Genomic DNA, 24,911 nt, shown 5'->3' with positions numbered 1-24,911 from the left:
TTTCGGCCGACCATACTGTTGGTGAGACCATACGCTTGCTGTGTAGACAAACACAGGAGCAAGCAATGACCCAGATCACAAAGTTGAATTTCAAGACCGTGGAACGTGTGGGGGCAACCAAAGACCCCGTGCTGGATCGACGCAACAAACTGGTGGCAGCACTGGATGAACAGAAACTGGTACTCACCGCCAAGCTCAAAGGCGAAACCTACGCCAAAGAGCATGCCAAATGGATGACCAACCAACAGGCGACCGCGTGCAAGTGAAAAAACAGCGGCAGGTCAAACCGTGGTTTTTTGAACAAGATGGCGGTTGGTATGTGCAGTGCCGGTATGGCGCTCGGGTGCTGTTGGTGGACGGCGAAAACAATGCAGTCTTCGTCGGTAAGCTGGAACAGGTTAGCGCTGTACTGGACGCCTTTCGCGCTGCGGCAAAAGCAGGCGAGCTGGACGCAGTTATCGCTCGTGCGGCTGAGCGCAAGCGAGCGGCAAAATGACAGACGAGGTGACAAGCCGCATTCGCGAATTGAACGATCTGGCTCGGCAGACCTTCACAGGCTGTCGGGTCATGATCACCCCCGGCATACAAGCATTGCCGGATATCGATGCTGTGTTGCGTGCGGTGCAGCTGTTCGATGAATTCACCGAAAACAATGACCCTTATGGCGAGCATGACTTCGGCTCGTTCCGCCACAGCGGAGAAACTGTATTCTGGAAGTTTGACTATTTCGATCTGGACTTCACGATGCACTCACCTGACGCAAGCGATCCAGCTGTCACGGCTCGAGTTTTAACTGTGATGTTGGCCGACGAATATTGAAATAACCTCATTCGAATAGGTCATCTCGCCATTTGTCTGGCCTCAATTGTCGTTTTTTTGGAGTTATAACACATCTGCTACGCATCTGTGTGCTGCTCTTGCTGTTCGTACTTGCTGTCGCTGCGCCTCACAGGTCAATCGCCGCTGTTTGTTTTCAACTCGAAGAGCTCAAACACATCGAATGAATTACGTGATTGAATTTGTTTGATTATTTTCTTTTGGCATCTGCAATGAGCCATCAGACCAACGCCCCTTTGGGCGTTGGTCTAAAAGCGCATCGCTGCAATCTGCAGTCGCGCATCAGGCTGTATAACTGAACCCAAAATTGGGAAGAGCAGGTTTTGCGATCATCTCTATTACCAGCTACCACGCAAACATAGGACCCACACAGCAGGGCTGTCCTATGTCATCACGGTTCTCTTGCGAGGTTGACACCCGTGTCACTTTGCGCCGAGCGTTCCCGGCTAACCATTACGACTTCGCAAACGTCATATCACTTCCAATTTTTCAGGATAAAAGGATGTCTCTCCAGTGGGATTGCGTTTCAGGCATCCTGCGCTGAGCACAGGGTAGTGCGAAGAAGACGAACAACGAGCAGTTCGGATTTACTCACCCCCTCACATCAGGACGGATTTGCAGCACAATTATCGTCGGCGTGCCAACCTTGATCTCGTTTGTAGCCTGTTCTGGTGCCTTGAGTTGCGTCTTGCCTTACATGTTTATTTATCAACTTGAGCGAAAAACCGGCAAAAACGGCGTAGAACGTGCTGGGCAAAACTAAAGGCGACGCACAAAGGGAGGAGATGTGCGCCGCCTTGAAAGTGTCGGCAACTCCAGGGAGGAGGATAGAAGCTGCCATTGGCGACGATATGGGTATGACATATCACACCCGCAAGCACCCATGCTGCAGAGCAGCAATGCATTTGCAGCATACCGGATCGCGCGAGCCTGTAAGCGTCTTGTTTCAAACGAGTAGTCCAACGAATTTCCGCTTGGCGGCATTCTTATGATGTGCCACGTTGCCGCGCATTCACGGCAACTCAGTTGTCGTGCAGCTCCGCTGTCTCCGCGATTTGGGAGGAGAGCGTTGCAGACAGCGGAGCGCACTCTACCTCGTGAAAAATCGGTCAAACAAACGAGGACAGAACCCATGACAGCACCTATTGTCGCGCAGAAAGCGCCTTACCCTGTCGAAGTTGAAGAAGGCAAAAGCTATTTCTGGTGCGCCTGCGGCAAGAGCAGCAAACAACCATTCTGCGACGGCAGCCACAAAGACACCGGCATCGCACCCGTCAAATACACGGCCAAGGCCAGCAAGCGGGTCTTCTTCTGCGGATGCAAGCACAGCAGCAAGCAACCCCTTTGCGACGGCGCACACAGCAAGCTGTAAGCAGCAACTGCCGCGTGGTTTTCATTGTGCTGCGCAGCAGCTGCCAAAACCTCATAGAACATGCATTGTATGAGATTTTGGCTTAAGTCATTGAATTCATTGCATGACCAATCAGTGCCATTTCTGGTCGACCATCCAAAACCTCAGACTTTATAGTCAAGCATATGAAAGCATGAGGTTTTTAGAGCGTTCGACCCAAAACCTGAATCATTGGGATTCCTTTGATCGCTGATCTGTGATTCATCCTGTTTGGGAGGATGGATCATGTCAGCACCTTTGCCGGATGCGCTCCGGGCGCGGTTTCAGCAGTTGATTGAGGAAGGGTTAAGCGGTCGTGCGGCAGCGTTGCGCCTGAAACTTTCGCCAGCCACCGGGGCGCGTTGGGGGCTCGCGATCCGGCGGACGGGTCAGGCAAGGGCTGCGCCTCAGGGTCGGCCTCGGGGAAGGGGCAAGCTTGATCCGCATCGCTCCTTTTTGATTGAGCTGATTGATCAGGACGGCGACATGACCATGCCCGAACTGGCGGGAGCTTTGGTTGATGCAACCGGTGTGCAGGCGCACCCCGATGCGATTGGCCGGTTCCTCCGCAAACTTGGCTACACGTATAAAAAAAGACACTGGTCGCCACCGAACGGCGCCACGCACGGGTAAGAAAGCTGCGTGACGAGTGGTGCAGGCACCGCCTTCCAGCCGTCACAGCCCAGCCAGAGCGCGTTGTCTTTATTGATGAAACCTCCGTCAAAACCAACCTGACCCGCCAACGAGGTTGGTCACAGCGCGGTGAGCGGTTGGTGATGGAGGCTCCGTTCGGATCATGGGGGACGCAAACCTTCATCGCAGGCCTCAGTGCCAATGGCTTGATCGCACCGTGGGTCATCAAGGGGGCGATGGACGGCGAAGCATTTGCAGCATACGTCACGCAAGTCCTGCTTCCCGAACTGGAGCCAGGCACCGTCGTCATCTTGGACAACCTAGCCACACACAGGAATACTGCCGCTGCCAAAGCCATGCGCGAAGCCGGATGCTGGTTCCTGTTCTTGCCACCATACAGCCCAGACCTGAACCCGATCGAGATGGCCTTCTCGAAGCTCAAGGCGCACCTGCGCAGGATAGGGGCGAGAACATTTACTGACATGTTCAGCGCTCTCGCCGAAATATGTGACCTCTTCTCCCCAGACGAGTGCTGGAATTACTTCAAGGCTGCCGGATATGTCTCAGGTTAAAAGTCGGATGCTTTAGGGGATCGCACCATGCGCCAAGCACAGACATTGAACGAAGCTCAGCTGCGTCGCGTTATACAGTACTGCCGCAGTCGTCGTCATCCAACTCGTGACGAAACCATCGTGCTGTTCAGCTTCTACGCAGGACTGCGGGCCAAGGAAATCGCTGCGCTGAAACGTGGGGACGTGTTCGACGAAGCGGGCGCTGTGCGTGAACAATTCATCCTGTCAGCCGTGCAGAGCAAGGGCGGTAAGACACGCACAGTGTACGTGAACCAGCGCTTGCGTCGTGCATTGGCGGAATATGCTGCAGACTTGAATTTACACGATCCCAATCGGCCCTTGTTCGAAAGTCAAAAGGGCGGACATTTCTCAGCCAACACCATGTGCCAGTTGTTTTTGGATATTTACCGGGCTGTTGGCCTGAAAGATGCATCCAGCCATTCAGGTCGGCGCACTTACATCACAAGGTTGGCGAATAAGGGTGTGGGTGTCAGGTTGCTGGCCGAACTGGCGGGGCACTCACACATCTCAACTACGCAAAGATACATCGATGTGAACGCCGAGCAACTGAGTGCCGCGGTTGAGCTGCTGTAAAGTTGGGCGGGAAGCGGTCTTTCGCCGCGCTCACCACGAAGGTTCGCTCAGCGGACTGAGACGCCATTCGCCGCATCGTCGGTCAATGACCGCACGACGTACCTTTGCGGCGACGGACATGAGCCAATCTTAGTTAGAACTTGGCTGGCATTATCGCTTGGTACAAGCCAATTATCTTCCAATCTAGTGTTGCAATGAGAAAATCAAACAATGCTCTCAGCCGAAAGGAGAAATGGGAATATGCCAAATGAATTGAGCACTTGAAATAAATTCGTACAGATAGCGGTCAGCGGTCCTTCTCGGGATAAAGATTTTCAACCACGTCATTTGCAACGAGATCCCATTTAATTAGATCCTCTCGATAAGGTCCAGATTTTTGTGCCAAACACTGGACCGCGCCATTCAAATTAAATCTATACATCTTTGCCATGGGAGCATCTTTCACAAGGGAAAATGCCCTCATTGGCCGGCCTTCAGCTTTCGAAACAATTTCAAAACCCGTGTACTCGTTAAAAATTGATATGAACGATTGGTGCGGGAACCGCCAAAAATCCCAAGGCATCTCGTGCTCTGGCCAAGCAGGGTGCGTTTGCGTCAACACAAAACCGCCCGGCTTCAAGACCCGGTTAATTTCAAGCGCGGCTTTCCATGGAAACAGAAGATGCTCAAAAACAGACGTAGAATAGACAATATCAAAGTGATTATTGGGAACTAATTTGGATAGTTCATGCACATCACCAACAATAATCCACATTGTCACCATCAAGTACATCAAAGCCAACATATTCGGCGGCATTTGGAAATCTTCCACGATCGATATTACCTGAAACATCTCTAGAACCAATCTCTAATACGCTTGCGTTTTCTATTTTTCGAAGAATCTCAGTTGCCTCTGCATTGTGCTTGGTTAACGGATCTTTCTCAGGCGATTTTTGGAAAAGCTTCAGGTATTGGTTTGCCAATCTAAAACCGAGCTGTAAGTTACGCATTTATCCACCCCAAGTTAATATTGCCTACCGTGGGCTTGATTGGATAGGTCTTTTCCTCAAATGTGCAAGCACATAAACAACCCCTTTTGGCTTGGATAGGCCGCTAATGGGCTAGATACCGCCTTTTACCACAAGCTACACGAATGTCCGATATTGGCCGAATTCAACCCAGCAGTTTGACCAACCCTTCTTCGCTAAGCCGCCCTTGTTCGACGGCATCCAGCGCGCGATGTGTGATGATATCGCTGGGCACGTAGCCATCGCGCGACACACCAACTGCCGCCAACAAACCCGCCTCTCCGAGCTTGCCAGCATCGAACAGATCAAAAGCTCGCTCCGATGGTGTTGGCTGGTTTTCGTCAACTGGCTTGGAGGGGTTTTGAACGGCAGCAGCACCCTGCGGATCAACGCTCTCCTCTCCTTGGGGTTCTTCCGGCAGTTCAGCTTCAATCACGGCGTCAGGATCTGCATCCCTCAATTCTTTTTGGGACACAGCATGTGATTGAACATTGTAACGCTTACGGAATTCGTCTGCAGGCAGATCATGCCGTTTGCCAGTGAGCATGTCCTTGCGCAGACGTGGGGTGAGATGGCTGTAGTGACGCTCAATCATTTGGATCGACGTGCCCATTTGGATAGCCAGCGTATGCACATCCATGCCGTCATTCAGCAGCGCAAAGGTAGCGTAGGTGTGCCGGAAACTGTACAGTGTCCTGCTCTGCCCTGTACGCGGGCATTTGAGCAGCCCAGTGTCTTCCATCAGCAGCCGAAAGGTCTGACGCAGGTTTTTGGTCACAGTGCCATCGGGCAAGCGGAACACGGGCTTGTCCACCTGTGCTTTGAGCAGCTCTTCGAACGTCATATCCGCAATATCAGGCGAGCGGGATTGAATGCGCTTGAGGTAGTTGATCACACCGATCCGACACATCAGATCGCGTGGCCCTGTTTTGCCGTTCACGTGCATTTCCAGATAGGTCAGCCCATCTTCCTTGAACAGATGGATGTGCTTCCAACGAAGGTTCTGCGCCTCTGTGCCATGCCGAATACCTGTGTTGGCCAAGATCAAAATATAGTCGCGCAACAGATGGCGCATATCGCGCGATTTGCCGTCACGCCCCCGGTTGATCCATGAGGGCAATGTGGCGATCATCTTGCGATATTCTTCACGTCGAAAGTCTGGCCGGCGTTCGCTGTCCCTGCCTTTATTGATCAGCACTGGCACATGGGTGCGGTTCATATAGCCACGGGCTACGGCTTCATCGAACACTCGGTTCAGCGCTGAGTTATGCGTATTCAGCGTCGAGGCACGTGGTTCGTGGCCCATCTTTTGTTCACGCCATTTAGCGAACTGCTGAAGATCTTCGTAGGTGATGCTGGTGATGAAACGATCGCCAAAGTATGGAATGAAATACTTCTCCAACACGATTTTGTAATCGCGGTAGCTCTTCTTGCCTGCCCCTACCTCAAGCTGCTTATCCATGTCGGCGATGGCCACGGCAGCAACATCGGCAAACCGCTTGCTGATCACAGGCAGGCCGTTTTTCAAGCGCACTTGGTATTCAACATAAAGCTCGCGAGCCCGCGTCTTGGCCTCGGCCAGCTGCTTGCACTTGGTGCTAACACGCACCCAACGCCCATCAATTTTGAAAGTCGCCTGCCATGCCCTGCTGCGGTCACGCTTGAACAGGCGAACATCGCCATCCAGCAGTGTCACAGTTTGGGTGCTGAGTTTGGGCATGGCCTCGGGTTGCGGCAGTGTTTCCAAATACTGTGTTCGTGACGTTGTTGCCAAACACTGTGTTCGAAAACTCTGTTGCAAACACTGTGTTCAACACAGTCGATTCTACGCTCAAAAGCGCAGCTGCGCGACGGAAAAGTGCGCTACAGGTGCGCTACGCGTAAAATGCGTCAACCAAAATATTAAGTCTTTGTTTTTAGGGGGTTTTTGGTAGCGGAGGAGGGACTTGAACCCCCGACACGCGGATTATGATTCCGCTGCTCTAACCAACTGAGCTACTCCGCCAGAACGAGAGGCTAGTTATGACAGCCGCTGGATCAGGTCAAGGCGAAAAAGCCCGATCCGATCCGGCAGATCATCCCCCGGACAAAAGCGCTTCGATCTGGGTGGTGATTTTCGCCGAGTCCGGTTTGACGACCGATCCGTACGTCTCGACGACCGACCCATCCGGGCCGAGCAGGATCTTGTTGAAATTCCACGCCGGCTCGAACCCCGATGTGCTGGCCACCCATTTGTAAAACGGATGCGCTTGCGGGCCGCGCACATGGGTGATCGTGGTCATCGGCAGATCGAGCCCGAAATTGATCTCGCAGAACTCGGCCACTTCCTCGTTGCTGGACAGCTCTTGCTTGAAATCCTGCGACGGCACGGCGAGCACGACCAGTCCGCGATCACGATACCGATCATAAAGCGCCTGCAGCCCGTCATATTGCGGTGTGAAGCCGCAGCGCGAGGCGGTGTTCACCACCAGCACGGGTTGCCCTTGCCACTGTTTCAGCGACAGCGTGCCGCCATCTATCGACTCGAACTGCCAGTCCTGCTGTGCGGCCAAGGCGGGCAAAGCCAGCAAACCGGCACCAAGGCCGATCCCCAAAAGAACTTTGCGGCGAAGCATATTCGACATTCCATCAAACTCCGTGGCGAGATGCGTGCCTGTGATCTAGGCCAGCCTGCGGCAAGGTCCAGATGCGCCGGTGATGAGGCCTTGTATCCATCCCGGGGCTGGCGCATCTTCGCCGACATGACCGAAACGACATCCTCACATATTCTCCGGGACCTGATCGAGATCGTTGGCGCGGGCCATGTCGCGACCGGCCCGGATGCCGCCCCCTGGAGCCAGGAATGGACAGGGCAGGCCCAATGGACGCCGCTTGCCGTGGTGCGCCCCGCCGACACGCAGCAGGTGTCGGAGATCGTCAAGCTCGCCAACCGCGCAGGAACCCCCATCGTGCCGGTCTCGGGCAATACGGGTCTGGTGCAAGGCACCGTGGCCCAAGATGTGATCATGCTGTCTCTGGACCGGATGTCGGCCATTCGCGAGTTGCGCGCAGATGCGCGGATCGCCATCGTGGAGGCAGGCGCGATCCTGTCGCGCATCCATGACGCCGCCGAGCAGGAGGGGCTGATCTTTCCGCTGTTTTTCGGCGCGCGCGGCTCAGCGATGATCGGCGGCGCGCTGTCGACCAATGCGGGCGGCTCGAACGTGGTGCGCTATGGCAGCGCGCGGCATCTGTGCCTGGGGATCGAGGCGGTGCTGCCCACGGGCGAAATCGTCGATCTGATGAGTGAGCTGCACAAGGACAATTCGGGCTATGACCTGCGCGATCTTCTGATCGGCGCGGAAGGCACGTTGGGGATCATCACCGCCGCCGTGCTCAAGCTGCATCCCAAGCCGCTGGCCTATGCCACGGCGATGGTGGCGGTGCTGTCGCTGAATGACGGACTGGCGCTGCTCAACCGGCTTCAGCGCGAAACAGGCGGCGCGGTCGAGGCCTTCGAATTCATGCCCGGCACCTTCATCGAGGCGTATCTGGAACGCTATCCCGAGGCGCGCGCGCCCTTCGATACGCCCCATGACGTCAATATTCTGGTCGAGGTTGGTGCGCTGTCGCCGCGCGATGCCACCCCCGGCCCAGATGGCAAGGTGCCTGTCGCAGCCCATCTGGAGGAGGTTCTGGAAGGGCTGTTCGAGGAGGGCAAATTGCTGGATGCGGTCGTGGCGCAATCGGATACGCAGCGTCAGGAAATGTGGGCGCGGCGCGAAGCCTCGGCCAGTGTGGCGCGGCTCCGGCCCAATGTGGTGGATAATGACATCGCCGTGCCGCTGGACAAGATGCAGGCGCTGGTCGAAGGGGTGACCGCCCGCGCGCTCGAGATCGATCCCGGCCTGCGCCCGATCTGCGTGGCGCATCTGGGAGATGGCAATCTGCATTTCGCAGGCTGGCCCTCGACCGAGGATCCGGCGGTGCAGAAGGCCGTCAAGGAAGCGGTCGACGCCGAGGCGATCCGCCTGGGCGGCAGCATATCCGCCGAACATGGCATCGGGCTGGCGAAACGCCCTGCGATGGCCAGTTACAAGGATCCTGTGGCGCTGATGGCGATGCGGGCGATCAAGCAGGCACTGGACCCCAAGGGCATCATGAATCCCGGCAAGGTGCTTCCCGCCGGGGATCAAAGCGTTCCGCCTTCAACCTGAGACATCGGCGCAAGTTGGAACGTGTCCAACGATGAGATGCAGCGCAGTGTTCCGCGAAAGACCGGGAGTCAGGTTTTTCGCGAAACGCTGCGGATCAGCCGCGCCAGTCGAAGAAGCCCGGCCCGGCCCGCTCCAGAAGCTTGCGCCCCATCTCGTGGCCCAGCTTTGCGCCGTCCTCTATCGGAGCGGATTGATCGTCATCGAGCGCCTCGCTGCCATCGGGGCGCAGCACCTGACCACGCAGACGCAGCGTGCCGCCATCCAACTCGGCCAGACCGGCGATCGGGGTTTCGCAAGAGCCATCGAGCGCCGCCAGGAAAGCACGCTCGGCCGCAAGGCGTTGGCCAGTCGGCGTGTCGTGGATCGCCGCGAGCATTTCGGCGGTGCGGGTATCGTCGCGACGCCGCTCGATACCGATGGCGCCCTGTGCGACGGCGGGCAGCATCTCGTCGGTCTCGATCGCGGCGGTGGCCACTTCTGACCGGCCAAGACGATTGAGCCCGGCCATCGCCAGGAAGGTACAGGCCGCCACGCCATCCTGGAGTTTCTTCAACCGTGTCTGGACGTTGCCCCGGAACTCGACCACATCGAGATGCGGATAGGCGACCAGAACCTGGGCCTTGCGCCGCAAGGACGAGGTCCCCACCTTGGCGCCCGGTTCCAGATCGGCCAGCCCGCCCACATGCGGCGAGACGAACGCATCGCGCACATCCTCACGCGGCAGATAGGTGTCCAGCACCAGCCCCTCGGGCTGCAGCACCGGCATGTCCTTCATCGAGTGGATGGCGATGTCGATCTCGCCGCTCAGCATCGCCTCCTCGATCTCGCGGGTGAACAGGCCCTTGCCGCCGATCTCCTTGAGAGGGCGGTCGATGATCCTGTCACCGGTCGTCTTGATGACGACGATCTCGAATGCCTCGGGCGGCAGATCGAAGGCAGCGGAAAGCCGGCTGCGTGTCTCATACGCCTGCGCAAGCGCCAGCGGGGAGCCGCGCGTGCCCAGCTTCATCGGTGTGTCGGGTGTGGGTAAATCACGTGTCATGACAACGGTCTAGACGTGTAAACCGCGCCTGACAAGCGCAGGGTGCTTGACATTGTGTCGCCTTGGGGTGACCACCAAGGCAAACGGAGGGCGATATGGCTGCGGAAAAGACGATACTCAAGGCACTTGCAGGGGAAAAACAGACCACCCCTCCAATCTGGATGATGCGCCAGGCAGGCCGCTACCTGCCGGAATACCGCGCCACCCGCGCCGAGGCCGGAGATTTCCTTTCTTTGTGTTATAACAGTGACTTGGCAACCGAAGTCACGCTTCAGCCGATCCGCCGCTACGGCTTTGACGCAGCCATCCTCTTTGCCGATATCCTGCTGGTTCCACAAGCGCTTGGCGCCGACCTTTGGTTCGTGACCGGCGAAGGTCCGCGCCTGTCGACGATCACCGACCAATCCGGGCTGAACGCTCTGAAACCGGCCAGCGACATCCATGAAACCCTAAATCCGATTTACCAGACCGTGCGCAATCTGTCGCAGGCGCTTCCGCCCGAAACCACACTCATCGGATTCGCCGGCGCGCCCTGGACGGTGGCCACATACATGATCGCCGGGCGCGGCACGCCCGATCAAGGCCCCGCCCATGCGCTCAAGGCTGAAAACAAAGCGGTTTTCGAAGCCCTGCTGGAGCGGATCACCGAGGCCACGATCGAATATCTCTCGGCCCAGATCGAGGCCGGCGCCGAATGCGTCAAGCTCTTCGACAGCTGGGCCGGATCGCTCAAGGGTGAAGATTTCGATACCTATGCGACCGCCCCCGCCACACGCATCATCGCCGAACTCAAGGCGCGTCATGGCGATATCCCGATCATCGCCTTTCCGCGCGAAGCCGGTGACAAGTATATCGGATTCCACGCAAAAACCGGCGCCGACTGTGTCGCGCTTGATGATTCGGTCACGCCTGAATGGGCCGCCGAACATGTGCAGGTCTCGGGCTGCGTGCAGGGAAATCTGGCGTCGAAACATATGGTGACGGGGGGTGAGGACCTCGTGCGCGAGACCCGCCGCATCGTCGAGGCGTTCCGGGGCGGGCCGCATATCTTCAATCTGGGGCATGGCATCACCCCCGAGGCCGATCCCGACAACGTGCAGCTGATGATCGACACGGTGCGCGGCGCCTGAGCCCGTACGGATCGTACGAAACCTACACGTCTTTGGGACCAAATCCGGCGCCTCGGCCCGGATTTGTGTCCATCCCGTTCGCAAATCGCCGATCCAGCCCCGCCGTGCGCCGCCTTCAGACAATCCTAACCTTTTTGACCCAAGCTGACCTTTCCCGACACCCGGAGGTCACGCCATGGTCATCGAAGTTTCCAGCGACAGGCTGCGCAGCCAGCTTTCGGCGCATGTCGATCATCTGCTCGCCACTGGCGAACGGCTGATCCTGACCCGGCATGGGCGCAGCGTCGCGGCGCTGGTGCGGATGGCGGATCTTGCCGCGCTCGAATCGGTCGAGCAAAACCGCGAGATCTTTCTCGAACAGCGCCATGCCGAACGGATGCGCGAATTCCGGATGCTTCGGGATGGGCTTCTGTGAAGCCGGCGTTTCTTCTGGCCGGAAATATCCCGGGGGAGGCGGTGAAATCCCCCTTCGGATTTCACCGGCGGGGGCAGAGCCCCCTGAGCTTGAAAACAGCGCGCGCGCCCAAAGCGCGCGCACCGCTGAGCCGACCGCTGCGGTCAGTCCAGACCGAAGCAATTGGCGTAATATGTCGTCGTGGCGGGCCAGTCGCTGAACACGCCCTCGACGCCTACCTTGTCATGCAGGGCGTGCAGGATCGTGAAATAATCGCCATCCGTGTCGGTCACGTCCTTGACCGACTGGAAATACCACCCGCCCCCCGATGTGAGCGGCCCCGAGCGTTCCAGCGTCCAGGTGATCAGCTTCAGCCCCGCCTCTTTCGCCGCCAGCGCATAGGGCGACGGCACCATCTCGTCACCCTCGGTGGTGAGCAGCATCCACATCGGCGGCGCGATATAGACAACGCCCATATCGGCGAGCGCCTGCATGGAGGGATCGAACGTGGCGGGATCCATGTAGTCGAAGCCCTCCACATCATAGCGCCCGTCAAGATAGACGGCCTGAGCGCCGAAGTCAGGCTCGTTCTCGATCCAGTAGAGCACATCGCCGAGATTGAAGCTTTGCGGCCAGACATCGGCGGCGGGGATGCCTGCGGCCTTGTATTCGTCGATCAGCTTTTGGGCGTAATCGGCCTGACTGAAGCCGTTATGCGGCATCTCGACCGACGGGGATTTCAGCTCGGGCGTGAATTTCGCGCCGAGCGCCTTGAAGAGCGTGATCGAGTCGGCATGGGTCATCAGCGTGCCGCCTTCGGTCGTGTAAAGATCGGTGCGCCATTTGGCGGTGCCGTCCATGTAGCCCTCGGCCGTGGTGGCGCTGGTATCGGCGGCGTCCATCTTGCCGGTCAGCGTGCGGAATTGCGCCAGCGTGATCTCGGACGTGCGGCATTCGGCACGGGCCGGCATGTCGCCATTTGCTGGCGTGAAGGGTGTTACGCAGGTCTGGGCCAGATCCGAGGCGAGGATATCGGTCGTCGTGTGCAGATCGTTCTGCGCATGGCGGCAGACCAGTTCATGATCGGCGGTGAAGGTCACATCGCATTCAAGGATGCCCGCCCCCATGCGCGCGGCGGCACGGTTGGATTCGACCGTATGTTCGGGAAACATGAGCGGCGCGCCACGATGTCCGATGGAAAAATCCGAACGCTCGGGCGTCTGGCCCATGCAGGACGCGAGCTTGTCCTTGAGCGGGCCATCGGCCATCCGGTCGATCAGATAGGCAGGGCGCGGCCCATAACCAAGGCCGTCCGCGGCAAGCGAAGCGCTGGCGCAAAGGGCAAGGGCCATGGCGGTGGACGTGGCGGATATCAAGCGCATGAAAATCTCTCCGAGTGGTGTTGATCCATGGGGTTTCACACGACAGGGCCATGTCGACCGTCATGTGACGTTTTGGACAAATTCCTGTGACAATGGCCCTTCGCGACACCGCCCTGCCCCAGCACCCCGGATCGCCGCGACGATCCGGCAGGATCGGCAAGGGGCAGCCCTGCCGCGGCGGATCACGCGGTGCCGAACGCGCCGCCGCGCGCGACGAAGACGCGCCCCTGTCGGATAAAGCGAGACTTCACCACTGCGTGACGGATCCGTCACATGGCTGGCAGCGGGCGGTGGCAGGACCTAGGTTGAGGGGAAAGAGCACGAAAGGATGCGCCATGCCGACCGAGCGTTTCACCTTCACCGGCCATTCCGGCGAGGCTTTGGCCGCGCGGCTCGACCTTCCCGAAGGGCCGCATCTGGCGACCGCCGTACTGGCGCATTGCTTCACCTGCTCCAAGGACATTCCCGCCGCGCGCCGGATCGCGGCGCGTCTGGCCGGGGCCGGGATCGCCGTGCTGCGCTTCGATTTCACGGGCCTCGGCCATTCGCAGGGCGAATTCGCCAATACCTCCTTCACCTCGAACATCACCGATCTGGAGCTGGCCGCCAAGGCGCTGGCGGCGCGTGGCATGGCGCCGGGGCTGCTGATCGGGCATTCGCTTGGCGGGGCCGCCGTTCTGGCCGCGGCAAGGCGGATCGACAGTGTCACCGCGGTGGTCACCATCGGCGCGCCCTATGATCCGGGCCATGTGATGCATAATTTCCACGATGCGCTGGAGCAGATCGACAGCGAGGGCCGCGCCGATGTGGATCTGGGCGGGCGAAAGGTGACGATCGGGCGCGAGTTCGTGGAGAGCGTCAAGGCCGAGAGCCTGACCGACGAGATCGCGCATCTGCACCGCGCGCTTCTGGTCTTGCACGCGCCGCGCGACACGGTGGTGGGCATCGACAATGCCACCGAGATCTTCATGGCCGCCCGCCACCCCAAGAGCTTTGTCACGCTGGACGATGCCGATCACCTGATCTCGGAAGCACAGGATGCCGAATATGCCGCCTCGGTGATCGCCGCCTGGGCCACCCGCTATCTCGAGCTCAAGGCCCCTGCCCCGCCGCCCGGCGCGCCCGAGGGGATCGTGCGCGTGACCGAGGCGGATCCGGGCGGGTTCCTGCAGGATATCCAGTCCGGCCCGCGGCACCATGTGCAGGCCGACGAGCCCGAAGCCTATGGCGGGACCGACCGGGGCATGTCGCCCTATGGGTTTCTGGCGGCGGGGCTGGGGGCCTGCACGTCGATGACGATACGGATGTATGCGCGGCGCAAGGGCTGGCCGCTGACGCATGTGAGCGTCGATGTGAGCCATGACAAGGTCCATGCGCAGGATGCCAATGCCCGCAGCGAGGCCAAGGCGGACCGGTTCACGAGGGTGGTGCGTCTGAAGGGTGATCTGGATGACGCGCAGCGCGACAGGCTCCTCGAGATCGCGGATCGTTGCCCGGTGCATCGTACGCTGGAGCGCCATTCGGAAATCGTGACGAAAGCGGGCTGAGAGCGCGCGCGACGCAGCAAGGCTCAGGCAAAACGCCCGTAATGTTCGACCATCGCCGTCAGATCTTCGGGCGGGGTGTCGGATTGCAGGAAGGCGCAGGCGTTCTTGCTGATCGCAAAGATCGAGCCATCCGAGAAAAAGGCGCTGTTGGTGACGAAGATCACCCGCGTGTCGGGATGGCGGTAGCTGGCCAGGTCAGACACCGCGAGCGCGCTGCCCTGATCCAGCATCAGATCGAGGATGATGACATCGAAGCGCCGCGCGCCAAGCGCCGATGCAGCACCTGACTGGCTGGTTTCAAGGCGCACGGCCATGCCTTGCCGTTGCATATGGCGCTGCCAGAGCGCGCCGAGCGCCGGATCGCTTTCGACGATCAGAATCTGCATTTTTCCCCCTGCCCCGCGGGTATGTGCGACGCGGTCCCCCCTCTTGTCTTGCCCAAAGTATTAACAAATCGTTAACGCGGGCGTGGAGGAGGCCGGTAGAGGCCAAACCCCGCTTGTCACCGCGCCCGAATCCGGGTTTGAAAGGCACCGAACCGCAAAAGAGGCATGACATGACCACCTGGATCACGATCTGCGACACCTGCAAGCGCGACGATTGGGACGAGGCGACACATTCGCGCAGTCATGGCGAAGACCTGGCCGAGAGGGTCGAGCGCCACGCCGAAGGGCGCAATGTAAGGACCCGGCGGGTGTCGTGCCTGATGGGCTGCGGGCATGGCTGCAACGTGGCTGTTCAGGCCGAGGGCAAGCTGGCCTATACGCTGGGCCGCTTCACCCCGGATGACGAGGCCGCGGCGGCGATCGTCGATTATGCCGAGCTGCACGCGCAAAGCGAAACCGGGCAGGTGCCGTTCAAGCAGTGGCCCCAAGGGGTGAAGGGCCATTTCGTGACCCGCCACCCGCCGCTGCCGCACACCGGAGACTGACCGGCGTGACGACCCCGCGCGATCATGGCGGAGGTCTGGATGCGGCCGTGGCGCGCCATGGTGGCACGCGGGAGGCTTGGGTCGATCTCTCGACCGGGATCAACCCGGTGCCCTATCCGCTGCCCGATCTGCCGAACGACGTCTGGACCGCCCTGCCCGACCGGGGCGCGCAGGAGGCGCTGATCGCGGCGGCCCGCGATTTCTGGGATGTGCCCGAGGGGGCGGCTGTGCTGGCGGCACCCGGCGCCTCGGCGCTGATTGCGCGGCTGCCGGGGTTGATGACGGCAGGCCGGGTGCATGTTCCGGGACCGACCTATAACGAACATGCCGCCGGTTTTGCCGCGCATGGCTGGGAGGTGATCGACACCGATGGGTCGGCAGCGCAGGCACGGGTGATCGTGCATCCCAACAATCCCACTGGGCTTTGGCATGACGCGGCAAGCCTCGATGCGGGGCTGATGGTGGTGGATGAAAGTTTCGCCGATGTCGCACCCGAGCGGTCGCTGATCGGCCATGCGGCAAGGCCCGGTGTCGTCGTGCTGAAAAGCTTTGGCAAGTTCTGGGGTCTGGCGGGGCTGAGGCTGGGGTTCGCGATTGGCGATCCGGAGCTGATCGCCCGGCTGGAGACGCTGCTGGGGCCGTGGCCGGTGTCTGGCCCGGCGCTTCGGATCGGGCGCGCGGCGCTGTGCGACAGGGCTTGGGCTCAGGACACGCGCATGCGGCTGACCGAGGATGCGGCGCGTCTCGATCGGCTGGTGACGGAGGCCGGGGCAGAGCTTGTCGGCGGCTGCGCGCTGTTTCGGCTCTATGATGTGGGCGACGCCGCAGGCTGGCAGGAGCGGCTGGCGCGGCATCACATCTGGAGCCGGGTGTTTCCCTATTCGGACAGGTGGCTGCGCCTTGGTCTGCCCGGACCGGACCAATGGCCACAAGTGGAGGCGGCGCTATGAGCACGGCACTCGTGCTGGCGCTGGCGATGGTTCTGGACGCACTGCTGGGCGAGCCGCGCTGGCTGTGGGCGCGGGCGCCGCATCCGGCGGTCCTGATGGGGCGCGCGGTGGGCTGGCTGGATGCGCGGCTGAACGGCGGGCCTGCGCGGCGCGCCAAGGGCATCGCGGCGATGGCAACGCTTGCGGGCGGTGCCATGGTGCTGGGCTGGGTGCTGGGGCTGGCGGGCTGGCCCGTGGAGGTGCTGGTGGCGGCGGTGCTGCTGGCGCAAAGATCGCTGGTGGATCATGTGCGCGCGGTGGCCGATGGGCTGCGGCTGTCGCTGGGTGAGGGCAAGCGCGCGGTGGCGATGATCGTGGGGCGCGACACGGCGGAGATGGGCGAAGCCGATGTCGCCCGCGCGGCCATCGAATCGGCGGCCGAGAACCTGAGCGACGGGGTGATCGCGCCGGCCTTCTGGTTTCTGGTGGCGGGGCTGCCGGGGCTGCTTTTGTACAAGATCACCAACACCGCCGATTCGATGATCGGCTACCGCACGCCGCGCCACGAGGCGTTCGGCTGGGCGGCAGCAAGGCTGGACGATGTGCTGAACGTGATCCCCGCGCGGCTGACCACGGTGCTGATCGCGGTGACGCATGGCGGGCTATCGGGCGTGCGGGCAGACTGGAGCGGGATTGCGGCGGATGCCCGAAAGCACCGCTCGCCCAATGCAGGCTGGCCCGAGGCGGCGATGGCGCGCGCGCTCAATGTGGCGTTGTCGGGACCGCGATCCTATGACGGGCGGTTGCAGCATTTCGACTATGTGCACGGTTTTGGTGAGAAAGAGATCGGCGCGCCGAGCATCGAGGCGGCCTGTGCCGCCCTGTGGCGGACATGGGCGGCGGCGCTGGCGCTGGTTGTGGTGATCGGGGTGATCGCGGGCTGAGCGGCCTGTCGGTTTTGTGATGTTCTCGAGTGTTTGCGGGCGTATCCGGTTGGCTTAGGGTGTGCCGTGTCGGTTAAAGGAAAGTCCTGTCATGCGTATCTTGCCCCTGATCTGTGTTCTGGCCCTGACTGCGGGGCCGCTGAGCGCCGAGGAGTGCGGCGGCAGTTTTGCCGGTTTCGTCGGAGCGATGAAGCAAGAGGCGGTGGCGCGCGGCCATGCGCCCGCTACGGTCGAGAGGTTCTTTGCCGGGGTCCGGCAGGATCCTGCGGTTCTTCAGGCGGACCGGAGGCAGGGGGTGTTCCAGATGCCCTTCACGGATTTCGCCCGGAGGCTGATCAGTCAGAACCGCATGACCAAGGGTCGCGATCTGGCGCAGCGGCATGATGCGATCTTCGACAGGATCGAGCGCGATTACGGGATCGACCGGGGTGTGCTGCTGGCCTTCTGGGCGTTCGAGACGGATTACGGCGCGTTTCAGGGCGATTACAACACGGTCAACGCGCTGGTCACGCTGGCGCATGATTGCCGGCGCCCGGAGCTGTTCCGGCCGCAGGTCTTTGCGGCGCTGGAGCTATTTGAAAACGGCGATCTGGACCCGGCGACGACCACAGGCGCCTGGGCCGGTGAGATCGGCATGGTGCAGATGCTGCCGCGCGACATCATCGAGCACGGCTCGGACGGGGATGGGGACGGGCATGTGAGCCTGACCAGCTCGCCCGAGGATGCGCTGTTGTCGGGCGCACGGATGCTGAGCGCGCTTGGCTGGCGGCCCAATGAGCCGTGGTTGCAGGAGGTGACGGTGCCGGGCGACATGGACTGGTCGCAGAGCGGGCTGCGCACGCAAATGCCGGGGGCCGACTGGGCGGCGATGGGCCTGCGCCCGAGGCATGGCGAGATTGCGGGGGGCCTGCAGGCGAGCCTGTTGCTGCCACAGGGGCGCGGCGGTCCGGCCTTTCTGGCCTATCCGAATTTCCGCGTCTATTTCGAGTGGAACCAGAGCTTTGTCTATGTGATGACCGCCGCCTATTTCGCCAATCGGCTGCAGGGTGCGCCGGTGTTCGAGGCGGGCAATCCCGCCGAAGGACTGTCTGGCGAGGACATGAAAGCGCTGCAGCGTAAGCTGGCGGCGCGCGGGTATGATGTGGGCGGGATCGACGGGATCCTCGGCGCGGGCACACGCGCCGCGGTGCAGGATGTCCAGCAGGAGCTGGGCCTGCCCGCCGATGCCTGGCCGACGCGGGACTTGCTGAACCGGCTTTGAAGCGGTCCGGTCAGTTGATCGGGGGCGCGGTGACGCGCGGCGTGTCGATGGTTTCGCCGATCGTCGCCAGCAGCGCCTGCGCGCGGTCATGGCCCAGCTTGGCGGCCAGAACCTCGTTGCGAGGATACCAGTCGTAGCGGGTGTCGTCAGGCAGGCGCGCCCAGAACAGCACGCCCCCCTTGCGCCACGGGTCGAGAACAAGGCCGTCATACATGCTGTGGCCCGCGCGGCTGATGATGGCGGTGGAATGCTCGAGCCGGATATTGTCGGCATTGGCGATGGCGCGGTGCATCTGGAGCGTGGCGAAGTTTTCGCGGTTGAGCCGCTCTTCGATATCCTTGGCCCAGTGCCAGCACAGGCCGCGCGGCTTGAGACCCATATTGACCTTGGTGTTATGGACGAGCGGCGGATCGGTGATCTGATAGCTTTGGGCAAGCTGATGGGTGTGGTCATAGGCGATCTGCGCGGCGCGGCTGGCCTCGACGGGGTCGATGCCGGGCCCCATGGCGAGGATGGCCTGTTCAAGACGCGCCGTGTCCTGCGGCGTGCCGGGGGGCGGGCCGTTGGGATGCGCGGCACAGGCGGCGAGCAACGGCAGGGCCAGTAGCGCGACAAGGCGGATCAGAAGGGTCATCGGGGCGCAGTCTCCGGCATGGGTGCGATAGGTCAAGGTGCTAGCCCGAGAGGCTCTTCTTGTCGAGATTATCCGGATGGAAGACCGGGCGGATGTGGCACGGGAAAGACAGCCGGTTGGGCCGCAGAAGGCGGTTAACCAAGGGCGCGGGGACGGGTTTACTTTTTGGCAAGGTTTGTGCAGGATATTACTCATGCGGAAAGTGTTTCGGATCATCACCGAAAACGTGGCCCTGCGGAGTTGCTGCTCCGCAGGGCCTTTTCTTTTTCAAGGGTGGATTACCCTATCCAAAGACGGATGATCGCCACCAGCAGCGAGCCTGCCGCAAGCCAGACCATCCATTTTCAGAAAGTGGTTTCCTTCAGATCGATCACCTCATTCCACTGCAACGGATTGCAGCCCCATGAGGGGGGCACAAGGCGGTGAAGAAACGCTTAACGCGCCCCGGTGCGCCGTGACGAAGCAAGGGCGCGGGGACGGGTTTACTTTTTGGTAAGGTTTGTACAGGATGCTGGGTATACGAAAGTTTGGTCAGTTTCACCACTGAACCAGATGGCCCGGCAGAGCTGCTACTCTGCCGGGCCTGACTTTTTCAAGGGGTCATCGCCCTATCCAAAGCCGGATGATGGCGATCAACAGCGATCCCGCTGCAATGGCCACCATCCATTTACGAAAGTTTTTTTCGGTCAGGTCCACCACCTCCTTTCGCTGCAAAGGATTGCAGCAACATTACGGAACATCACGGAAGTGAAGGAAAGGTAAATTTTGCAAATGACAGGCGGTGATCCTGCGGTCAGGCGACCATCGCCTCGGCCTTCTGGAGATCGACCGAGACCAGCTGGCTGACGCCTTGTTCGGCCATCGTCACGCCAAAGAGGCGGTCCATGCGGCTCATGGTGACGGCGTGGTGCGTTATAATGAGAAAGCGGGTTTCGGTGCGGCGGCACATTTCGTCCAAGAGATCGCAGAAGCGGCCCACATTGGCGTCATCAAGCGGGGCGTCGACCTCGTCCAGCACGCAGATCGGGGCGGGATTGGCGAGGAACACCGCGAAGATCAGCGCCAGCGCCGTGAGGGTCTGTTCACCCCCCGACAAAAGCGAGAGCGTGGCCAGTTTCTTGCCCGGCGGCTGGCACATGATCTCGAGCCCGGCATCGAGCGGGTCATCGCTTTCGACCATCACCAGATTCGCCTCACCGCCACCAAAGAGGTGGGTGAAGAGCATGGCGAAGTTGGAATTGACCTGCTCGAAGGCCGTCAGAAGGCGTTCGCGCCCTTCGCGATTGAGACCGGCGATGCCGTTGCGTAATTCACGGATCGCCTGTTCGAGATCGTCTTTCTCGGCAACGAGGGTGTCGTGTTCCTGCTGCACCTCGCGGGCATCCTCTTCGGCGCGCAGGTTCACGGCGCCGAGCGCGTCGCGCTGACGTTTGAGGCGGTTCACATCGGCTTCGATCGCATCCGAGGCGGGCATGCTGTCAGGATCGGCCCCGAGCTGTTCCAGCAGCTTGTCGGGTGTGGTGTCCTGATCCTCGGCGATGCGTTCGGCGGCATAGGCGACGCCTTCGCGGGCGGCGTCGGCGCGGGCCTCAGAACGGGCGCGCGCCTCGCGGGCCTCGGAGGCCTGCCGTTCGGCCTCGCGTTCGGCGGCGATGGCGTCGCGGGCCGCACCTTCGGCGACGGAGAGTGCATCGGCGGCGGCGGCGCGGCGCGCTTCGGCCTTGTCGATCTCGCTGCCCAGTTCGGCGCGTTTGGCGGCCAGTTCCTCGGGGCGGGCTGAGGCTTCGGTCAGCTCGGCCTGCGCGGCCTCCTTGCGTTCGGCCAGTTCGGCGCTGCGCTTTTCGGCGGTGTCCAGACGGTGGCGCCAGCCGCTGATTTCCTTGGTGACTTCCTGCGAGCGCCGGATGCGCGCTTCGCCTTCGCGGCGCAGTTCGTCATGGGCGGAGCGCTTGGCCATCATGGTCATGCGCGCGGCTTCGACCGTCATCTTGACATCTTCGACCTCGGCGCGGGCGGCATCGAGATCGCCCAGATCCTTGACGCCTTTTTCGGCCTCGGCCAGTTGGGTGCGGGCGGCAAGCGCCTCTTCCTCGTGGCGGGTGACGGCAAGGCCCAAGGATTCGAGCTTGGAGTCGGCGAGGTTGCGATCGGCCTCGGCGCGGCTGAGGGCGCGGTTGGCCTGTGTCATCGCGGCATCGGCGGCGCGGCGGGCCTCGCGGGCTTGTCTGTCGGCCTCGGTCAGATCGGCAAGGCGCTGGCGGAGGGTTTCATGGGCTTGCACGGCGCCTTCGGCGCGGGCGGAGGCATGGGCCATCTGCTGCTTGAGCTCTTCCAGACGGTTGAGCTGCTGGAGGCGCAAGGCGGCGGCGGAGGGCGCATCCTCGGCCCAGGCGCGGAACCCGTCCCACCGCCACAGATCGCCCTCGGTGGTCACAAGGCGCTGACCGGGCTTGAGCAGGGGTTGCAGGCGGGGACCATCCTCGGGGTCGACAAGGCCGATCTGGGACATGCGGCGCACCAGAACTTCGGGCACGTTGACATGCGCCGAGAGGGCCGTGACGCCATCGGGAAGGGTCTGAGACTGCGGATAGCCGGGAAGGACGGCCCAGCCTGAGGGGCCATCGGCATCGACCTGGGGCGCGCGAAGATCGTCGGCCAGAGCCGCGCCGAGCGCCTTTTCATAACCGGGTGCCACCTGCAGCAGATCGAGGATCTGGCCGCCTTCGGCGGTGTCGCGCTGCACGAGCCGCGCCAGCGCGGTCACTTCGGCGGAGAGCGCGTTCAGCTCGCCCTCGGCCTCGGAGCGTTCCGAGCGGGCGGTCGCTTCGCGGCTCTGGGTTTCGGAGCGGGCGTCGTCGGCGGCATTGAGCGCCTCTTCGGCGGCGGCAGCCTTGGCGACGGCCTTGGACTCGGCGGCTTGGGCGGTTTCGAAATCGCGGGCGGCCTGCGAGAGCGCTTCGCGGGCGGTGCCTGCGGCATCGCGGGCGCGGGCGGCTTCGGTTTCGCTTTTCTCGAGCGTCTTGCGGCTGTCGGACAGGAACCGCTGCGCCGATTGGTGGCGGGCGGCAAGGCGGGCCACATCCTCGGTCAGTTCGCTGAGATGGGTTTCACGGTCCTGCAGGATTTGCGCAGCGTCACGGGCATCCTCGGCGGCGGCGGCGAGGCGGTCCTGATGGCCCTCGCCGGCCTTGGCCAGTTCGCGGGCTTCCCATTCGAGCCGGTCTATGGTTTCGCCCGCGTCGCGGTTGAGCCCGGCTTCACGCTCCATGTCACGGGTCAGTTGCTCGATCCGGCCCTGCAGGGTTTCGATCCGGGCGCGGGCGTTTTCCTCTTGCTCGTTGAGCGTGTCGCGATGGACCTGAAGGCGCTGGAGGATCGCGGCGGCAATCGCCTCTTCCTCGCGGCGGGGCGGCAGAGCGTCATCGGCGGCGGCGCGGGCCTTGGCGGCGGCACGGGCGGCGGATTCGGCCTGAGCGGCGGCGGAGGTGCGCTCGCGGAGTTCCTGCTCGGCGCGGGCGCGGGTCTCATCGGCTTCTTTCCAGCGGCGATAGAGCAAAAGGCCCTCGGCGAGGCGCAATTCGTCACCGATGGCGCGGTAGCGGGCGGCCTGGCGGGCCTGCCGGGCAAGCTGTGCAAGCTGATTGGCGAGCTGTTCGATCACGTCATCGACGCGCGCGAGGTTCTGTTCGGCGCCGCGCAGTTTGAGTTCGGCCTCGTGGCGGCGCTGGTAGAGGCCCGAGATGCCCGCGGCCTCTTCGAGGATGCGGCGGCGGGATTTCGGCTTGGCGTTGATCAGCTCGGAGATCTGGCCCTGACGCACCAGAGCGGGAGAATGCGCGCCGGTCGAGGCATCGGCAAACAGCATCTGCACATCGCGCGCGCGCACGTCCTTGCCGTTGACCTTGTAGGCGCTGCCCACGTCGCGGGTGATGCGACGGACGATTTCGAGGTGATCGCTGTCGTTGAAGCCCGAGGGCGCGAGACGGTCGGAATTGTCGATATGGATCGACACTTCGGCGAAGTTGCGCGCCGAGCGCGAAGCGGCGCCGGCGAAGATCACATCCTCCATCCCGCCGCCACGCATGGCCGTGGGGCGGTTTTCGCCCATCACCCAGCGCAGCGCCTCGAGCAGGTTCGACTTGCCGCAGCCATTCGGCCCCACCACCCCGGTCAGACCATGCTTGATATGCAGGTCGGTCGGGTCGACGAAGCTTTTGAAGCCGGTCAGTCTGAGCTTGGTGAACTGCAAGGGCACCTCGGGGGATGATTCCGCGATATGGGGTAAAGTGTGGAGGGCGGTTGGCGCGTCTGTCAACGGCAAACCCCACCATATGGGTGGCAAGAGGCAGTTATCCACAAGATATATGCCTCGAATGGCAGATTTCCGCCCGAGGGCGACAGGGATCGGGAAGCGGGCCGCGCGCGGCGGCGCATGGCGCGGATGGGCCGGCAGCGGTCGGAATCGTTCTTGACGGAAATGACCCGCGCGGTCATACCGGATAGCGTATGGTTCCCACTAATGGTGCAAAGCATCAGGGATGAATCAGGGAATGACGTGATGGCGGACCCATGTCGGGCGCCCAATCGTCAGCCGCCCCCGCGACTGTGTGCGGAGAGCGGGCATCACTTTGCCACTGGGCGTGTCCCGGGAAGGCCGATGCCCGTAGTGACCCGCGAGCCAGGAGACCGGCCATACAACGGGCGTTCGCGCCCGGCCCACAAACAACGGACGGGGTGTGCCGTTGAGGGACCGAGACAGGCGCAGTGCGTCTGGCGGACCTTCGGACGCTACCCCCCTTCAGCAAAGACCCGAAGGGGACAGACATGAAGAAATACATCACCATCGCCGCCGCAACGCTTGCCGCGACACCTGCCTTGGCGCATCACCCGTTGGCCGGACAGCCCATGGACACGTTCGTGCAGGGCCTGATGTCGGGCGTCGGGCATCCGGTTCTGGGCTTTGACCATCTGTTTTTCGTGATCGCCATGGGCATTGCGGCGCTGTTCACCACACGTCGCCTGATGGCGCCGGCAGCCTATGTCGCCGCCATGCTGGCGGGCTGCGGCCTGATGTATGCCGGGATCGCCATGCCGGTGAAGGAAGCGATGATCGCGGTTTCGCTGCTGGCGGTTGGCGGCATCGTGCTGTCGGGGCGCAGCTTGGGCGCAGGCACGGCGGTTGCGCTGTTCGCGGCGTTCGGCCTGTTCCACGGCTCGGCCTTTGGCGACAGCATCGCAGCACAGGAAGGCGGCGTGAACGCCGCCGTGCTGAGCGGATACCTGATCGGTCTGGGCGTGATCCAGTATGCCGTCGCAATCGCCGCGGGCTGGGCGGCTGAAAAGCTGCTTGGCGCGACCGAGGCCGCGTCGGTGAATGCGCGCCTTGTCGGCGCGATGATTGCCGGTGTCGGCGTGTTCCTGTGCCTCGAGATCGCGGAAGGCCCGCTGGTGGGCATGATCGCCGGCTGACAAGGATGTGCCACGGGCG

Annotated in this window: 24 protein-coding genes, 1 tRNA gene and 1 riboswitch; of the genes, 15 read left to right on the top strand and 10 right to left on the bottom strand. The window is 61.8% G+C overall.

Annotated features, from left to right (window positions below; genetic code table 11):
- Positions 1-65: 65 nt before the first annotated feature.
- From RAZWK3B_RS21720 to RAZWK3B_RS15095, 6 genes are all read left to right on the top strand, one after another.
- Positions 66-266, top strand: a complete 201-nt coding sequence (locus tag RAZWK3B_RS21720; protein WP_007816643.1) for a hypothetical protein — start codon at positions 66-68, stop codon at positions 264-266.
- Positions 230-496 (top strand): hypothetical protein, encoded by a 267-nt coding sequence (locus tag RAZWK3B_RS21715; protein ID WP_232279547.1) that lies wholly within the window; start codon positions 230-232, stop codon positions 494-496. Before RAZWK3B_RS21720 ends, RAZWK3B_RS21715 begins: the two co-directional genes overlap by 37 nt.
- A complete protein-coding gene (locus RAZWK3B_RS15115) occupies positions 493-819 on the top strand; it encodes a DUF3768 domain-containing protein (RefSeq protein ID WP_007816639.1) in 327 nt (108 codons plus the stop codon). The genes RAZWK3B_RS21715 and RAZWK3B_RS15115 overlap by 4 nt, the downstream gene beginning before the upstream one ends.
- 1,150 nt (positions 820-1,969) lie before the next feature.
- Positions 1,970-2,209, top strand: a complete 240-nt coding sequence (locus tag RAZWK3B_RS15110; protein ID WP_007816638.1) for a CDGSH iron-sulfur domain-containing protein — start codon at positions 1,970-1,972, stop codon at positions 2,207-2,209.
- 264 nt (positions 2,210-2,473) lie between these two features.
- A protein-coding gene (locus tag RAZWK3B_RS20675) for an IS630 family transposase (protein WP_085977124.1) occupies positions 2,474-3,432 on the top strand; the annotation gives its coding sequence in 2 pieces (ribosomal slippage) (positions 2,474-2,815 and positions 2,818-3,432; 957 coding nt in all).
- A gap of 27 nt (positions 3,433-3,459) precedes the next feature.
- Positions 3,460-4,026, top strand: coding sequence for a tyrosine-type recombinase/integrase (locus tag RAZWK3B_RS15095; RefSeq protein ID WP_007816637.1), 567 nt, complete (start codon positions 3,460-3,462; stop codon positions 4,024-4,026).
- Positions 4,027-4,312: 286 nt separating this feature from the next.
- Here the strand turns inward: RAZWK3B_RS15095 and RAZWK3B_RS15090 are convergent, their stop codons facing one another.
- From RAZWK3B_RS15090 to RAZWK3B_RS15075, 5 genes are all read right to left on the bottom strand, one after another.
- Positions 4,313-4,780: a class I SAM-dependent methyltransferase gene (locus RAZWK3B_RS15090; protein WP_198133297.1), complete on the bottom strand. Its 468-nt coding sequence runs from the start codon at positions 4,778-4,780 to the stop codon at positions 4,313-4,315.
- Entirely contained in the window at positions 4,761-5,015 is a 255-nt protein-coding gene (locus RAZWK3B_RS21230; protein ID WP_157132279.1) for a hypothetical protein, read from the bottom strand. The genes RAZWK3B_RS15090 and RAZWK3B_RS21230 overlap by 20 nt, the downstream gene beginning before the upstream one ends.
- Before the next feature lie 163 nt (positions 5,016-5,178).
- Complete coding sequence (locus RAZWK3B_RS15085; protein WP_232279546.1) at positions 5,179-6,729, bottom strand: tyrosine-type recombinase/integrase; 1,551 nt, start codon at positions 6,727-6,729, stop codon at positions 5,179-5,181.
- Positions 6,730-6,961: 232 nt separating this feature from the next.
- Positions 6,962-7,038: transfer RNA gene (locus RAZWK3B_RS15080), tRNA-Met, on the bottom strand.
- A 70-nt stretch (positions 7,039-7,108) separates the two neighbouring features.
- Entirely contained in the window at positions 7,109-7,657 is a 549-nt protein-coding gene (locus RAZWK3B_RS15075) for a glutathione peroxidase (protein ID WP_007816634.1), read from the bottom strand.
- Between the two features lie 81 nt (positions 7,658-7,738).
- Between RAZWK3B_RS15075 and RAZWK3B_RS15070 the strand changes: the two genes are divergently transcribed.
- Complete coding sequence (locus RAZWK3B_RS15070; protein ID WP_007816633.1) at positions 7,739-9,229, top strand: FAD-binding oxidoreductase; 1,491 nt, start codon at positions 7,739-7,741, stop codon at positions 9,227-9,229.
- 94 nt (positions 9,230-9,323) lie between these two features.
- On the opposite strand, the gene hemC is transcribed toward RAZWK3B_RS15070, so the two are convergent.
- A complete protein-coding gene (gene hemC / locus RAZWK3B_RS15065) occupies positions 9,324-10,271 on the bottom strand; it encodes a hydroxymethylbilane synthase (protein WP_037296007.1) in 948 nt (315 codons plus the stop codon).
- A 95-nt stretch (positions 10,272-10,366) separates the two neighbouring features.
- Between hemC and hemE the strand changes: the two genes are divergently transcribed.
- Together hemE and RAZWK3B_RS15055 are read left to right on the top strand one after the other, a co-directional pair.
- Complete coding sequence (gene hemE / locus RAZWK3B_RS15060; RefSeq protein ID WP_007816631.1) at positions 10,367-11,401, top strand: uroporphyrinogen decarboxylase; 1,035 nt, start codon at positions 10,367-10,369, stop codon at positions 11,399-11,401.
- A 175-nt stretch (positions 11,402-11,576) separates the two neighbouring features.
- Complete coding sequence (locus RAZWK3B_RS15055) at positions 11,577-11,816, top strand: type II toxin-antitoxin system Phd/YefM family antitoxin (RefSeq protein WP_007816630.1); 240 nt, start codon at positions 11,577-11,579, stop codon at positions 11,814-11,816.
- A gap of 143 nt (positions 11,817-11,959) precedes the next feature.
- On the opposite strand, the gene RAZWK3B_RS15050 is transcribed toward RAZWK3B_RS15055, so the two are convergent.
- The gene (locus RAZWK3B_RS15050; protein ID WP_007816629.1) at positions 11,960-13,177 is read right to left on the bottom strand and encodes a glycerophosphodiester phosphodiesterase family protein; all 1,218 of its coding nucleotides are present in this window, start codon (positions 13,175-13,177) and stop codon (positions 11,960-11,962) included.
- A gap of 335 nt (positions 13,178-13,512) precedes the next feature.
- Here RAZWK3B_RS15050 and RAZWK3B_RS15045 point away from each other — a divergent pair, with 335 nt between their 5' ends.
- Positions 13,513-14,724: a bifunctional alpha/beta hydrolase/OsmC family protein gene (locus RAZWK3B_RS15045; RefSeq protein ID WP_007816628.1), complete on the top strand. Its 1,212-nt coding sequence runs from the start codon at positions 13,513-13,515 to the stop codon at positions 14,722-14,724.
- A gap of 23 nt (positions 14,725-14,747) precedes the next feature.
- Here RAZWK3B_RS15045 and RAZWK3B_RS15040 read toward each other — a convergent pair whose 3' ends face one another.
- On the bottom strand, positions 14,748-15,110 hold the full coding sequence (locus RAZWK3B_RS15040; protein WP_007816627.1) for a response regulator transcription factor: 363 nt from the start codon (positions 15,108-15,110) through the stop codon (positions 14,748-14,750).
- A 170-nt stretch (positions 15,111-15,280) separates the two neighbouring features.
- On the opposite strand from RAZWK3B_RS15040, the gene RAZWK3B_RS15035 reads away from it, so the two are divergent.
- The 4 genes from RAZWK3B_RS15035 (at position 15,281) to RAZWK3B_RS15020 (ending at position 18,789) form a co-directional block, all read left to right on the top strand.
- Positions 15,281-15,655, top strand: coding sequence for a DUF1636 family protein (locus tag RAZWK3B_RS15035; RefSeq protein WP_007816626.1), 375 nt, complete (start codon positions 15,281-15,283; stop codon positions 15,653-15,655).
- A gap of 5 nt (positions 15,656-15,660) precedes the next feature.
- Entirely contained in the window at positions 15,661-16,605 is a 945-nt protein-coding gene (gene cobD, locus RAZWK3B_RS15030) for a threonine-phosphate decarboxylase CobD (RefSeq protein WP_007816625.1), read from the top strand.
- Positions 16,602-17,528 (top strand): adenosylcobinamide-phosphate synthase CbiB, encoded by a 927-nt coding sequence (cbiB, locus tag RAZWK3B_RS15025; RefSeq protein ID WP_007816624.1) that lies wholly within the window; start codon positions 16,602-16,604, stop codon positions 17,526-17,528. The genes cobD and cbiB overlap by 4 nt, the downstream gene beginning before the upstream one ends.
- A gap of 91 nt (positions 17,529-17,619) precedes the next feature.
- Positions 17,620-18,789 (top strand): lytic murein transglycosylase, encoded by a 1,170-nt coding sequence (locus tag RAZWK3B_RS15020; RefSeq protein WP_007816622.1) that lies wholly within the window; start codon positions 17,620-17,622, stop codon positions 18,787-18,789.
- Between the two features lie 10 nt (positions 18,790-18,799).
- On the opposite strand, the gene RAZWK3B_RS15015 is transcribed toward RAZWK3B_RS15020, so the two are convergent.
- Together RAZWK3B_RS15015 and smc are read right to left on the bottom strand one after the other, a co-directional pair.
- Complete coding sequence (locus RAZWK3B_RS15015; RefSeq protein WP_007816620.1) at positions 18,800-19,423, bottom strand: hypothetical protein; 624 nt, start codon at positions 19,421-19,423, stop codon at positions 18,800-18,802.
- Positions 19,424-20,216: 793 nt separating this feature from the next.
- Complete coding sequence (smc, locus tag RAZWK3B_RS15010; protein WP_007816618.1) at positions 20,217-23,672, bottom strand: chromosome segregation protein SMC; 3,456 nt, start codon at positions 23,670-23,672, stop codon at positions 20,217-20,219.
- Between the two features lie 241 nt (positions 23,673-23,913).
- Positions 23,914-24,132: riboswitch (cobalamin riboswitch) on the top strand.
- A gap of 115 nt (positions 24,133-24,247) precedes the next feature.
- Here smc and RAZWK3B_RS15005 point away from each other — a divergent pair.
- Positions 24,248-24,892 carry a HupE/UreJ family protein gene (locus tag RAZWK3B_RS15005; RefSeq protein WP_007816617.1) on the top strand — a complete coding sequence of 215 codons (645 nt, stop codon included), beginning with the start codon at positions 24,248-24,250 and terminating at the stop codon, positions 24,890-24,892.
- Positions 24,893-24,911 lie beyond the last annotated feature (19 nt).

The organism is Roseobacter sp. AzwK-3b, assembly GCF_000170875.1.
Lineage (GTDB): Bacteria > Pseudomonadota > Alphaproteobacteria > Rhodobacterales > Rhodobacteraceae > Roseovarius > Roseovarius litoreus.
Note: the sequence above shows the minus strand (reverse complement) of the source record. Positions and strands in the feature narration are given on the sequence as shown.